Here is a 13,827-nt window from a genome sequence, read left to right on the forward strand (position 1 = left end):
TTGCTGTCCGCCGGCTTGTTTCTTGCGCTGGCGGCCCTGCCCGTCGGGCGACTTGCCAGCGCCGCGATCTCTGTCGGCGTGGTTGTGGCCGCCTTCGTCCTGGGGCGCTTCGCACAGCGATTCTGGCATGCCCGCACCCTGACGGTGCTGCTGCTGGCCTTCGTCACTTTCCGCTATTTCTTCTGGCGGCTGACCGGCACGCTGCCGCCGGTGGACGATCTGGTCAACTTCGTTCCCGGCGTGACCCTGTTCGCGGCGGAGGCGCTGTCCTTCGTCCTGTTCCTGACCTCGTTGTTCGTCATCATCGATCCCATCACCCGCGAGCCGTCGGAGCCGACGGGCGATCCCGCCCTCTGGCCCAGCGTCGACGTCTACATCCCCTCCTACAACGAGGAGCCGGAGCTGCTGGAGACGACGCTGGCCGCCGCGGTCTGCATCGACTATCCGCGCGACAAGCTGCATGTCTATCTGCTGGACGACGGCGGCACCGACCAGAAGCTGGCCCATGCCGATCCGGAGCAGGCGGCGGCGGCATTGCGGCGGCGCGAGACGCTGACCGCGCTGTGCGGACGGCTCCAGGTCACCTACATGACCCGCCCGCGCAACGAGCACGCCAAGGCCGGCAATATCAACCACGCCTTCCAGAAGACGTCGGGCGACCTGGTGCTGATCCTGGATGCCGACCATGTGCCGACGGTGGGAATCCTGAAGGCGACGGTCGGTTTCTTCCAGCAGGACGCCGGCCTGTTCCTGGTCCAGACCCCGCATTTCTTCGTCAACCCGGATCCGGTCGAATACAACCTCGGCACCTTCGAGCGGATGCCGAGCGAGAACGAGATGTTCTACTACTCGATCCAGCCGGGGCTCGACCGCTGGAACGGCTCCTTCTTCTGCGGGTCCGCCGCCGTCCTGCGCCGGTCGGCGCTGGAGGAGGTCGGCGGTTTCAGCGGCGACACGGTGACGGAGGATTGCGAGACGGCGCTGGAGCTGCATTCGCGCGGCTGGCGCAGCGTCTACCTGCCGCGCCCGCTGATCGCCGGGCTGCAGCCGGAGACCTTCGACAGCTTCATCGCCCAGCGCTCGCGCTGGACCCAGGGCATGATCCAGCTCTTCCTGCTGAAGAACCCGCTGCTGAAGCGCGGGCTGACCTTTTCGCAGCGCCTGTGCTATCTCAGCACGATGCTGTACTGGTTCTTCTGGTTCTGGCGGCCGATCTTCCTGCTGTCGCCGCTGTGCTACGCGCTGTTCGGGCTTGAGATCTACCGGATCAACCTGCCGGACTTCGCCTGCTTCGTCATCCCGCACGTCTTCGCCGCCGCCTTCCTGTCGCAGTTCCTGCACGGGCGGATGCGCTGGCCGCTGTTCTCGGAACTGTACGAGTATCTCCAGTCCTTCCATGTCTCCCGCGCGGCGCTGGCGACGCTGATCCGGCCGCGTGACCCGGTGTTCAAGGTCACCGCCAAGGGCCAGTCGGTGGAGCAGGACGGCTTCTCGCCGCTCGCCACCCCCTTCATCGTCACCACCCTGCTGCTGATTGCCGGGCTGGCGATGTGCGCCTGGCGCTATTCCGTCTTCCCGGAACACCGCGCCGCCATCCTGCCGGTGGCGGTGTGGAACTCGCTGAGCCTGCTGCTGGCGCTGGGCGGCCTCGCCGTCGTCTACGAGCGCAAGCGCGTCCGCCGGCAGGAGCGTTTCACCGTCGACCGCCCGGCCGTGCTGACGCTGGCGGACGGCAGCGCCATCGACCTGTCGGTCGCCGACGTTTCGGCCGGCGGCGTCGGCCTGCTGGCCGATCCGCGCTGGCGCGAGCAGCTGGCCCGGCCGGACGCGGCGCCGGTGCTGACCATCACCGCGACCGAGACGGAGGCGGCGACCACCACCGGCGTCCGCATCCACCGCATCGAGATGCGCAATGGCGAGCTGGCGGTCGGCGCTGGCTTCGCCCCGCGCGACCGCCAGGACATCGTGGAGATGGCGCGCTTCGTCTTCGGCAACAGCGTCGGCTGGGACGACTTCCTCGACCGCAAGCGGGTGGGCGCCCCGACCTTCTTCGGCGGGCTGCTGTTCTTCGCCACGCGGGTGGTGCCGCGGCTCGGGCATGTGCTGCTGGCCCTGCCGGGCGCCCTGCGCCGCATCCTGACCTTCCAGGCGCCGTAGCGGCCATGTCCGGTTCGCGCGCACATACCGCCGGCGGCCGCCGGTCCGGCCGGGTTCTGCCGGCTCTCCTGCTGCTGGCCCTGTCCCTGTGGCTCGGCTGGGCCGCCCCGGCGCTGGCTGCCGACAAGCGGGTGATCCCGTTGTCGAACCTGCGCGACGGCCAGGCCGAGGTCACGCTGCATGGCGAGACGGAGACGGTGGCGCTGCGCGCCGTCCTGCCGCCGGTGGTCGGGCTGACCTCCGTCGTGCTGGCGCTGACCTACGAGAACGGCATCGACATCCTGCCCGAGAAGGGCTCCATGTCGGTCTTCATCAACGGCTCGCCGGTGGCCGACCTGCCGCTCGCCGCCTTCAAGGGGCCGGTCAATGCCGCCATCACCCTGCCGGCCAGCCTGATCCGGCCGGGCGAGAACCAGATCGTCTTCCAGACCAACGCCCAGCACCGCGCCATCTGCACGGTGCGCGGCACCTACGACCTGTGGGCGCGGATCGACCTCGCCGCCTCGTCGCTGACGCTGGTGTCCGACGGCGGCGTCCCCACGCCCGACCTCGCCATGATGCGCCAGCTGCTGGTCGCGTCCGACCGTGCGCGCGAGCCGCTGGCGATCATCGAGCCCGGCGGCGGGATCGACGCCGACGAGCTCGGCTGGGGCTCGATGGTGGCCCAGTCCTACGGCCTGCTGCTGGGCGACCAGACGCCGCGGGTGGTGGCGGTCTCCGTGCCGCCGAAGGGGGCGGAGGCTGGAGCCGCCGGCTCCGGCATGACGCTGGAAAGCCTGCCGCTGCCGGGCGGCAAGGCCATCCTGATCGGCACCCGCGACCGCATCGCGCCGCTGTTGGGCGAGGCGCGCGCCGCCGCCATCACCGGTCCCTTCCTGGCCGTCTACCCGCTGCCGGCCGGCGGTGGGGCTGGCGGCGGCACCGGCGGCGGGGCCTTCGTCGCCGTCGCCTCCGGCCGGACCCAGCAGGAGGTCGATCAGGCGGTGATGCGGCTGGCCGACGTCACCCGGCCGCTGCCGACCCAGAGCTCGATGATCGTCGCCGACCAGACCAGCCCCGCCGGTTCCGCCGCGGCCGTCGCGGCGCGCGTGCCGGTCCAGGCGGAGGGGCGCTACCGCCTGTCGGAGCTGGGCTTCCAGACCGTCCGGCACAGCGGCTACCGCTATGCCGGCCGCTTCGGCCTGACCCTGCCGACCGGCTTCGCCCCGGTCAGCGACCGCTCCATCCTGTTCCACGTCGATGCCGCCTTCGAGGGCGACCTCGGTCCCGGCGCGATCCTGAACGTCCGGGTGAACGGCCAGTCCGCCGGTGCCATGGAGATCGACAAGCGCTCCAGCGGCATCATCGAGAAGGGCGAGATGCCGCTGCCGATGACGTTGTTCCGCCCCGGCCCGAACCTGATCGAGGTCGAGGCGGAACTGCCTCCCGCCGGCGGCACCGACTGCGTCTTCGCGGTGCGGCGGCCGACCTTCACCCTGTTCGACAGCTCTGCCATCGAAATCCCCGGTTTCGCCCGGCTGGTCACCCTGCCCAGCCTGGGCGGCTTCGCCAACACCGCCTATCCCTATGGCGGCACCGCCGGGACCGAGCCGGCGCCGCCCTTCGACCTCGTCGTCGTCGGGCGCGACCCGGCCTGGTTCGGCGCCGCCTGGAGCCTGACCGCCCGGCTGGCGCAGCGGGCGGGCGAGCCGATGACGGTGGTGCCCTATGTCGGCTGGGACGGCGTGCCCGCCGACAACGCGCTGATCGTCGGGCCGGTGGCGGCGCTGCCGCAGGCGGTCTTCGCCTCCGCCCCCCTTCCGGCCGACCGGCTGGCCGGGCTGTTGGAGGCGGGCTCGCTGATCGCCCAGGCCGGCGCGCGCGGCGAGCCGATGCCGGCGGCCGACCGCCGGGCGCTGGTCGACCGGCTGCGGCTTGGCTGGTCGGGCAATCCCGCCCGCCAGGGCAGCGCGCGCTCCGGTGCGGTGCCCGCCATGGGCTTCGCCGGCAGCGCGCTGGCGGCGGACGGCGGTGTCCAGGGCGGCGGCCAGGGCGGCGCGCAGGGCCGCTGGCAGCGCATGGCCGGCGATGCCAAGGATGCCGGAGCCTCCGGCGGCTGGATCCCCGACTGGGCCCGGCGGGCCATGGCGGCGGCGGCGCGCTACGTCAACCATTGGACGGCGGAGGACGCGCCGGTCGACGTGGTCGCCCTGACCGAGAACACCGAGACGCTGCCCGAAGCCGCCCTTCTGCAATACCGCGCGCCGGGCACCGAGACGCTGACCTGGACGCTGCTGACCGCCTCGGATTCCCGTTCGATCGACCGCGCCATGCGCAGCCTGGGCGAGGCTGGGCAGTGGGACAAGCTGCGCGGCGGCGGCGCCTTGTGGAGCAGCGCCGCGCCGGCCGTCACCACGCTGGACGCGTCGCGGCCCTACCAGATCATTCTCAACCCCTTTGACATCGGCAACCTGATCCTGATCCTGGCGCGCAACCTGTCGCAGCGGATCGAGCTGCTGTTCGCGCTGCTGATGGGGACGGCGGTGCTGCTGACGGTTGCCATGCGGCTGCTGCTGAAACACGGGCATGGGGAACGGAGCGGGTCATGACGGCGACACGGCGCGACGTGCTGATCGGAACGGCCGCCCTCGGGCTGGCGGCGGCACTGCCGGGGGTGGGGACGGGGCTGGTGGGCGGAGCGCTGGCTGCGCCCTTCGACGGGTCGGCGTGGCGCCGCTACGCCGACCGCTTCCTGCAGCCGGACGGGCGGATCGTCGACAGCGGCAACAAGGGCGTCAGCCATTCCGAAGGGCAGGGCTACGGCATGCTGCTGGCGGTGGCGGCCGGCGACCGCGCCGCCTTCGACCGTCTGTGGGGCTGGACCCAGCGCACGCTGATGGTGCGCGGCGACGGGCTGGCCGCCTGGCGCTGGATGCCGGACGGCGGCGTCACCGACCGCAACAACGCGTCGGACGGCGACATGCTGATCGCCTGGGCCCTGCTGCGCGCCGCCGAGAGCTGGGGCGACGGGGCCTACCGCAGCGCCGCCACCGCCATCGTCAGGGCGCTGGCCGCCGCGGTGCTGGTGGAGCAGGCCGGGCTGACCGTGCTGCTGCCGGGGCGCGACGGCTTCCGCAAGGGCGAGGCGCTGGTGCTCAATCCCAGCTACTGGGTCTTCCCGGCGATCCGCGCCTTCGCCGCCTTGCCTGACGGCCAGCGCTGGGGCCGGCTGGCGGAGTCCGGCCTCGTCCTGTTGTCGAAGGCCCGCTTCGGCGGTTTCCAGCTGCCGCCGGACTGGCTGGCGCTGGACGCGGACGGCGCCGTCACCGTGGCCGACGGCTTCAAGAAGCAGTACGGCTACGACGCGGTGCGGGTGCCGCTGTATCTGGCGTGGGACGGCTATCGCGATCCCTATTATTTCCGTCCCTACGCCATGCTGGCGGCGAGATATGGCGGGGCGGCGATCCCCGCCACCGTGTCGCTGCCGGGCGGCACCACCACCCAGGTCGCGGCGTCGGTCGGCATGCTGGCGGTCTACCGGCTGGCCTCGGCGCTTGCCGGGGCGGGCAATGCGGTGACGGTGCCGCCGCTGGCGCCGGACGAGGATTATTACTCCACCACCTTGGCCCATCTATCCGCGCTGGCGGCGCAAAGCCTGGGGATCGAGCCGTGACCCGTCCTGCCTTCCGTGTTCTTCCCGCCCTCCTCCTCGCCGGTGCGGCACTCTGCTGCGGAACCGGCGCCTGGGCGCAGGTGAACGGCGGCGGCCGGGCGCTCGCCCCCGGCGTGAAGGTGGAGGTGGCGCCGGCACCCGGCAGCGGCTCCGCGCCTGCCGCCGGCAAGGTGGACGAGACGGCGCTGCGCTATTACGCCCGCATCGGCGACGTCGAGCGGCTGGAGGCGGAGATCGCCCGGCTGCGCGCGCTCGACCCCGGCTGGGAACCGCCCAAGGATCTGTTCGCGCCGCAGCCGACCACCCCCGGCGTCGACGAAAGCCCGTTCTGGACCCAGCTCTCCGCCGGCAAGGTGGCGGAGACGCGCGCCGCCATCGCCGAGCAGCGGCGCAAGACCCCCTCCTGGCAGCCGTCGCAGAAGCTGCTGCAGGAACTCGACCTTGCCGAGGGCGCCGGGCGCCTGCGCTCGGCCAGCGACACCAAGCGCTGGCAGGACGTGATCGACGCCGCCGCCGCCCAGCCGGAGGCGGTGGCCTGCAACCGGCTGGACAATGCGTGGCGTCTGGCCGAGGCCTATGCCGAGCTGAAGCAGGCCGACCGCGCCTTCGAGACCTACCGGACCATCGTCACCACCTGCCCCAAGGCCAAGGAGCGGCGCGACACCATCTTCAAGGCGTCCCGCCACCTGGGGCCGGAGCGGCTGCGCGAGCTGACGGCGCTGGGCGCCACCGCCAACCCGGCGGCGGGAGAGGATTATTCCACCGTCCGCGCCGTGGAGGCGGAGCTGGAGACCGGCCGCCTGCTGGACCGGCTCGGCGCCGCCGGCGCGGGGACCAGGCCGGGTGCCCTGTCGGAAGCCGACCGCTCGCGGATCGAGGGCATCGTCCGCGAGAAGCAGGACGCCGACGGCGCCATCGCGCTCGGCTGGTATTTCCAGCGGCAGAAGAATTATGCCGAGGCCCAGGCCTGGTTCTCCCAGGCCAATGGCTGGGCGCCCTCCGACAAGGCGGCGGAAGGGCTGGTGCTGGCCTACAACGGGTTGGGCGAGAAGGCGCAGGCCCGGGCCGCCGCCGCCCCCTGGAAGGGCAAGTCCTCCCGCATCGATCAGGCGCTGAAGGCGGTCGACCCGCCGCGCGGCCCGGCCGGCGGCTCCGGCCGTCCCAGCGGCCCGCAGGGGCCGAGCCCGCTCGACCGGGCGCTGGCCCGCCACGATTATGCCGAATGCCTCGGCATCATCCGCAGCACCATCGCCCGCAGCGGCCCGACCGCCGCCCTGCTGCAGCAGCGCGGCTGGTGCCTGCTGGAGATGAAGCGCCCGTCGGAGGCCGAGGCCGCCTTCGCCGAGGCGCAGGTCCTGGCGGCGCGCGAACCGGCCAAGAGTGAACCGGCCAGGAGCGAACCGGCCAGGGGCGGAAGCTCGGGCAAGGGCGGCGCCACCGGCCTGCCGCAGGCGGCGACGCGCGAGCAGGAGAATGTCTATGGCCAGGCGATCGCCCGGCTGACGACCGGCGACGTCGTCGGCCTGACCCGCGACCTGCCGCGCGCCAACATGACCGCGGCCCAGAAGGCAGAGATTCGGGTCGCGCTGCTGGCGACCGAGGCCAACCGGGCGCTGGAGGACAAGCGCTACAACGACGTGCTGCGCCTGCTCGACGCCCGCAAGGCGCTGGAGCCGGAGCCGCGCAATCTCGGCATCGTGCGCGGTTGGGCGCTGTACAACCTGATGCGCTACGACGAGGCCTATGCGCAGTTCAAGGCCATCGACGACCGGCTGAGCACCGAGGACTCGCGCGAAGGCCTCAGCATCACCTGGAAGACCATCTACCATGACTGGTAAGGGGACCGCGATGACTGGAACCTCCAGCGGAAGCCGCGCCGGGCTCCGCCCGCACCGCGCATCCGGGACGGCGATGCGGACCGCGACACGGGGCGCAACATGGGGGGTGTTGGCCGCTTGCGTCCTGCTGACCTCGGGCTGCGCCGGCTGGGTGCGCGACAACCTGACCCAGTCGCCGACGCCCTGGCGGCGGATCCAGCCCGCGGCCCTGCCGGTGACGCTGCCGGAGAGCCGCGATTTCCCCATCGTCGCGGCGCGGACGCGCGACACCGGGACGGTCTACAAATCCTACATCGTCGTGCTGGGCAACCCGACGGTGCTGCCGGGCGAGAACCGCCTGTCCATCGACGTGCAGACCCTGCCCGACAGCCTGATGGGCGCGCTGGTCCAGCCGCCGCGCATCTTCCCGGTGCCGCTCTACACCATGGAGACGCTGACGGCGGCGACGGCGCGCGAGTTTCCGGAGATGCGCGTCAAGGTGGCGGATTACGCCCGCCGCAACCGCTACGGCGACTACGACTATGTCACCGCGCAGGATGCGGAGAATTCCTGCGTGCTGGCGTGGCAGCTGATCACCGACCGCAAGCGGGTGCTGCCGGAACGGATCGAGGCGGTGCGGCTGGAATACCGGGCCTGCGGCGTCGGCTCCGATGTCCGCGCCCTGCTGGTGCCGTTCGACACCATGACGATGACCCTGCCGGAAACCATGCTGGAGGCGCCGGACCCGGACGGCCCTTGACCGGACCGACCAAACGCGGACCTGTCCAAACGCGGGCCTGTCCAAACGCGACAGCGGCCCGTCTTTGCTGTAATCAGGGGTGGTCCTGCACTCCCCGATGACAGAGCCGGCTGCCGATGACCACCGTTTCCGAAGCCCTGCGCATCGCCGTCGGTCTGCACCAGGGCGGCCGGCTGGCCGAGGCGGCGGACATCTACCGCAAGATCGTCCAGGCCGCGCCCGGCGTGGCCGATGCCTGGCATCTGCTGGGGGTTCTGAACCACCAGTCCGGCCAGTCCGGCGAAGCGGTGCGCCTGATCGGCGAGGCGATCCGGCGGGATCCCCTCTGCGCCGCCTACCATGACAATCTCGGCTCGGCTTTGCGCGCCTTGGGGAAGGCGGCGGAGGCCGGCGGCCGGCACCGGGCGGCGCTGGCGCTCGATCCCGGCTGGATCAAGCCGTTCGGCAATCTGGCCGGCGCCCTGACCGACCTGGGCGACGGCCCCGCCGCCGCCGCCGCCCTGCGCCGCGCCCTGCGGCTGTCGCCGGACAGCGACTCCCACCTGCTGCGGCTCGGCGATTGCCTCTATGCGCAGGACCGCATCGCCGAGGCGGAGGAGGCGTACCGCCGCCTGGACATGCTCCACCCCGGCCGCTCCGACTGCCTGTACCGGCTGGGCCTCTGCCGGCTGGCGGCAAGCCGGCTGATGGCGTCCACCCTGGCCACCGCCGGGCAACTGGTCGACCGCGCGGCGATGGCGGAGGCGGTCGACGCCTTCGCCCGCGCCGCCACCGGCCATGCCGCCAGCAGCGGGGATGCCGAACGCAACCTGTTCGGCACCGCCATCGTCGCCCTGCAGACCGGGGTGATGGAGGACGGGATGCTGGCGCGGGTGGCGGAGGCCGGGCGCCGCCGGCTGATGGCGGAGCCGCGCGACGGCGGCGCCCCCTCCGCCGTCCTCTCCTCCGCCCTCTCTGTCGTCTGCTACCACCTCTACCGCAAGGGACGGCTCGACCTTGCCCGCCGCTATTTCCGCAAATACGCCCGCCACTGGCCGGCGCAGGCGATCGCCGCCGATTTCGAGATGCTGCTGTGGTCGATGGTGCGCAGCGAAGCGGCCTTCTTCGACCGGCTGGCCGCCGAGCCGCCCGGCCTGTTCGCCGGCACCGGCCGCCGCATCGCGGTTCCGCCGCGCGCCGATGGCCGGCCGGTCCTGCTGGTGGGCTGCGACGAGTCCTATTGGCAGCGGTTCGGCGCCGCCTTCCTGGCGTCGGCGCGCACGCACGCCCCGTCCTGCGCCGTGCATGTGCATGTCGTCAACCCGTCGGACGGGACCGAAGCCGCGCTCGGGGAGCTGGCCCGCGCCGGGGAGCCCGCACTGTCCCTGTCCTTTGAGACCGTCGAACTCGGCGGATTGCCCGACCCGGTGCGGCTGACCTGGTTCGCCTCCGCGCGCTTCGCGGTGACGCAGCAGCTTCTGCGGCAAGGGCCAGGGCAGGGGGGTGGCCCGGTGATCCAGGTCGACGTCGATGCGCTGCTGCTCGCCGATCCGGGGGCGGCGCTGGCCGGCTGGGGGGACTGGGACGTCGCGGTGATGCAGGACCGGCGGGGCCGCGGGCCGACCCGCGATTTCCTGGCCGGATTCCTGGCCTTCAACCGGACGCCGGCCGCGCAGCGCTACCTCGACCTCGTGGTCGCCTATATCGGCCGGCATTTTGCGGAGGGGCGGGCCTATTGGGGGCTGGATCAGGCGGCCCCCTTCTGCACCCATGATTACATGGTCCGCGCCGGCTGCGCGCCGGCCCTGGTCCGTTTCGACTTCCAGGCCTTTCCCTTCCTGCATTTCCTGGAGAAGTGAACCCGCCTCACGCCGCCTTGGCCGGCCGGTCGCGCAAGCTGTCCTCCAGCGCCCGCCAGCGCGGCTCGACCGCGTCCCATGCGCGCTGCTTGACCGGTCCGAAGCCGCGGATCTCCTGCGGCAGGGCGGCCAGCTCCACCGCGGCGGCGAGCCGGTCGGCGGTCAGCCGCTCCGCGATCTCCGCCACCGTGGCCTCGTAGCGGGCGATCAGGGCGCGTTCCATCCGGCGCTCCGCCGTGTGGCCGAACGGGTCGAACGCCGTGCCGCGCAGCCGTTTGCAGGCCGCCAGCCCGCGGAACAGCGGCAGCACCCAGGCGCCCAGCGCCATCTTGCGCGGTTCGCCATGGCCGTTGGTCTCCCGCGACAGCAGGGGAGGGGCGAGGTGGAAGACCGGCTTCCAGTCGCCCTCGAACCGCTCGCCCAGGCTCCTGGCGAAGGCCGGATCGGCGTGCAGCCGCGCCACCTCGTATTCGTCCTTGTAGGCCATCAGCTTGAAGGCGCTGCGCGCCACCGCCTCGGCCAGCGCGGTCGAGCCGGGGGCGACCCGCGCCTCGGCCTGTCGCGCCCGCTCGACCAGCGCGCGGTAGCGCCCGGCATAGGCGCGGTCCTGGTACTCGGTCAGGAAGCCGGCCCGCCGCTCGACGATGGTGGCGAGATCGCCCGCGGGCGTCTCCTCCGCCGGCGTCTCATCCCTGCCGCCCAGCCCGGCCAGAACCTCCGGCCGGTGCGCGGCGAGCCGGCCGAAGGCGAAGGCGCGCAGGTTGGCGGCGACGCCGGTGCCGTTCAGCTCGATGGCGCGGGTCAGCGCCTCCAGCCCGACCGGCAGCAGCCCCTTCTGGAAGGCGACGCCCATCAGGAAGACGTTGGCGAGGATGCTGTCGCCGAACAGGGCGGTCACCACCCGGTTGGCGTCGACCGCCTCCACCCGGTCGGGTCCGGCGGCGCGGCGCAGGCTCCGCAGCAGGGCGCCGGCATCCGGCAGCTTGGTTCCGTCGCGGGTGAAGGCGCCGGTCGGGGCGACATGGCCGTTTGCCACCACCCGCGTCCGCCCCAGCCGCACCGTCTTCAGCGCGTCCGGCGAGGCGGCGACCAGCGTGTCGCAGGCCAGCACCAGCTGCGCCCGTTTCGGGTCGATGCGCGACTGGTTCAGCCTTGCGGCGTCTTCCGCCACCCGCAGATGGCTGTAGACCGCGCCGCCCTTCTGGGCGAAGCCCATGAAGTCCAGCACGGAGGATGCCTTGCCCTCCAGATGCGCCGCCATCGCCAGCAGCGCGCCGATGGTGACGACGCCGGTGCCGCCGACGCCGACGATCAGGATCTCCGCCGGTTCCTCCCTCATCGCCGCCGCCGGCAGCGGCAATCCCGCCAGCTCCCCGGCGAAGCGGGCGGCGACCCGGTCCGGATCCGGCTTGCGCAGGCGCCCGCCGACCACCGAGACGAAGCTCGGGCAGAAGCCGTCGGCGCAGGAATAATCCTTGTTGCAGCTGGACTGATCGATCTGCCGCTTCATGCCGAACTCGGTTGGCTTGGGCTGCACCGACAGGCAGTTGGACTTCCGGCCGCAATCGCCGCAGCCCTCGCAGACCAGATCGTTGATCACCATCCGCCGCGCCGGGTCGGCCAGGGTGCCGCGCTTGCGGCGGCGGCGCTTCTCGGCGGCGCAGGTCTGCTCATAGACGATGGCGGTGACGCCGCGGATCTCGCGCATCTCGCGCTGCACGGCGTCGAGCGCGTCCCGGTGATGCACCGTCGTGAAGGGGGCCAGCCCCGACCGGCTGTCATACTTCTCTGGCGCGTCGCTGACCACGGCGATCCGGGTGACGCCCTCCGCCGCCAGCTGGCGGGTGACGGCATCGACCGAGATCGGGCCGTCGACCGGCTGGCCGCCGGTCATCGCCACGGCATCGTTGAACAGGATTTTGTAGGTGATGGAGATCTTGGCGGCGACCGCCTGCCGGATCGCCAACAGCCCGGAATGGAAATAGGTGCCTTCCCCCAGATTCTGGAACATGTGGGGGCGCTTGCTGAAGGGGGCCTGCCCGACCCAGCTCACCCCCTCGCCGCCCATCTGGCTGAGGCCGATGGTGTCGCGATCCATCCAGGACGCCATGAAATGGCAGCCGATGCCGGCCATCGCCTTGCTGCCGTCGGGCACCCTGGTCGAGCTGTTGTGCGGGCAGCCGGAGCAGAAATAGGGTGTGCGGGCCAGCGCGGGAACGGTGGCGGGCTGGACCTCCGCCGGCAGCAGTTCGGCCAGCAGCCCGGCCAGCCGGGCGGAGACGTCGCGCTGCGGGAAGCGGCGGCGGATGCGCTCCACCAGCGCCCGGGCGACGATCCACGGGCGCAGCTCGCCGGTGGCCGGCAGCAGGGCGGCGCCGGTCTCGTCGGTCTTGCCGACCACGGCGCGCGGCCGCTCCCCGGCCGGCAGATGGTAGAGCAGATCCTTCAGCTGGCCCTCGACCACCGGGGCCTTCTCCTCGACCACCAGGATCTCCTCGGCCCCGCGGGCGGCGGACAGGGCGAAGCCGGGCTCCAGCGGCCAGGACAGGCCGATCTTGTGGACCGACAGCCCGATCTCCGCCGCCTCGGCCGGGCCGATGCCCAGCAGCCGCAGCGCCTCCATCAGGTCGAGATGCGCCTTGCCGGTGGTGAGGATGCGCAGCCAGCCACCGCTCCCCAGCACCGTCCGGTCGATGCGGTTGACGGCGGCGAAGGCCTTGACCGCGGCGATCTTGGCGGCCAGCCGCTCCTCGATGGCGAGGCCGGGCAGGTCGGGCCAGCGGTAATGCAGCCCGCCCGGCGGCGGCTCGAACGCGACCGGCAGGAACGGCGCATCGAGCGGCGGCAGACGCACGGTCGCCGCGCTTTCCACCGATTCCGAGATCGCCTTGAACCCGACCCAGGCGCCGGAGAAGCGCGACAGCGCGTAGCCGTAGAGGCCGAACTCCAGATAGTCGCGCACGCCGGCCGGGTTCAGCACCGGCATCGACCAGGCGATCATGGCGAGGTCGCTCTGGTGCGGCATGCTGGACGACACGCAGCCATGGTCGTCGCCGGCCACCGCCAGCACGCCGCCGCGCGGCGAGCTGCCATAGGCGTTGGCGTGCTTCAGCACGTCGCCGGAGCGGTCGACTCCCGGCCCCTTGCCGTACCACAGGCCGAACACGCCGTCGACGGTGCCCTCGCCCGAGGATTCGACCTGCTGCGACCCCATCACCGCGGTGGCGCCCAGATCCTCGTTGACGCCGGGGACGAAGGTGATGGCGTGGCTGTCCAGATGCGGCCGGGCCTGCCACAGCGCCTGATCGAGCCCGCCCAGCGGTGAGCCGCGATAGCCGCTGACGAAGCCGGCGGTGTTCAGCCCGGCCCGCCGGTCGCTGTCCGCCTGGAGCAGCAGCAGCCGGACCAGCGCCTGGGTTCCCGACAGGTAGACCTGCCCCTCGGCGCGGGTGTAGCGGTCGTCCAGGCGATAGCCGCGGTCGATCGCGGCGGCTTCGGCGTACAGGCCGCCCCGCAGACTGCTCGGCATGCCGTCCATGTCCCGTCCCCTCGATTATCGTTCGTTGGGACGAGTGTGCGCCCTTCGCAGGCAAATGATTTTGC

The 13,827-nt window shown here is 72.2% G+C and carries 7 protein-coding genes; 6 read left to right on the forward strand and 1 reads right to left on the reverse strand.

Annotated features, from left to right (window positions below):
- From bcsA to AL072_RS15025, 6 genes are all read left to right on the forward strand, one after another.
- Window positions 1–2,157, forward strand: a complete 2,157-nt coding sequence (gene bcsA, locus AL072_RS15000; RefSeq protein WP_245636874.1) for a UDP-forming cellulose synthase catalytic subunit — start codon at window positions 1–3, stop codon at window positions 2,155–2,157.
- A gap of 5 nt (window positions 2,158–2,162) precedes the next feature.
- Entirely contained in the window at window positions 2,163–4,745 is a 2,583-nt protein-coding gene (locus AL072_RS15005; protein ID WP_045586157.1) for a cellulose biosynthesis cyclic di-GMP-binding regulatory protein BcsB, read from the forward strand.
- Window positions 4,742–5,809: a family 8 glycosyl hydrolase gene (locus AL072_RS15010; protein ID WP_052710487.1), complete on the forward strand. Its 1,068-nt coding sequence runs from the start codon at window positions 4,742–4,744 to the stop codon at window positions 5,807–5,809. Before AL072_RS15005 ends, AL072_RS15010 begins: the two co-directional genes overlap by 4 nt.
- Window positions 5,806–7,647, forward strand: coding sequence for a hypothetical protein (locus AL072_RS15015; protein WP_045586158.1), 1,842 nt, complete (start codon window positions 5,806–5,808; stop codon window positions 7,645–7,647). Before AL072_RS15010 ends, AL072_RS15015 begins: the two co-directional genes overlap by 4 nt.
- A gap of 109 nt (window positions 7,648–7,756) precedes the next feature.
- Window positions 7,757–8,386 (forward strand): cellulose biosynthesis protein BcsN, encoded by a 630-nt coding sequence (gene bcsN, locus AL072_RS15020; protein WP_425388600.1) that lies wholly within the window; start codon window positions 7,757–7,759, stop codon window positions 8,384–8,386.
- A gap of 116 nt (window positions 8,387–8,502) precedes the next feature.
- Window positions 8,503–10,224, forward strand: a complete 1,722-nt coding sequence (locus tag AL072_RS15025) for a tetratricopeptide repeat protein (RefSeq protein WP_045586160.1) — start codon at window positions 8,503–8,505, stop codon at window positions 10,222–10,224.
- Between the two features lie 7 nt (window positions 10,225–10,231).
- Here the strand turns inward: AL072_RS15025 and AL072_RS15030 are convergent, their stop codons facing one another.
- Window positions 10,232–13,762, reverse strand: a complete 3,531-nt coding sequence (locus AL072_RS15030) for an indolepyruvate ferredoxin oxidoreductase family protein (RefSeq protein WP_052710488.1) — start codon at window positions 13,760–13,762, stop codon at window positions 10,232–10,234.
- Between the last annotated feature and the right edge of the window lie 65 nt (window positions 13,763–13,827).

This window comes from Azospirillum thiophilum (assembly GCF_001305595.1).
Lineage (GTDB): Bacteria > Pseudomonadota > Alphaproteobacteria > Azospirillales > Azospirillaceae > Azospirillum > Azospirillum thiophilum.

Coding starts and splice junctions, on each gene's coding strand:
- AL072_RS15005 (WP_045586157.1), top strand. CDS start 2,163: ATGTCCGGTTCGCGCGCACATACCGCCGGCGGCCGCCGGTCCGGCCGG.
- AL072_RS15010 (WP_052710487.1), top strand. CDS start 4,742: ATGACGGCGACACGGCGCGACGTGCTGATCGGAACGGCCGCCCTCGGG.
- AL072_RS15025 (WP_045586160.1), top strand. CDS start 8,503: ATGACCACCGTTTCCGAAGCCCTGCGCATCGCCGTCGGTCTGCACCAG.
- AL072_RS15030 (WP_052710488.1), bottom strand. CDS start 13,762: ATGGACGGCATGCCGAGCAGTCTGCGGGGCGGCCTGTACGCCGAAGCC.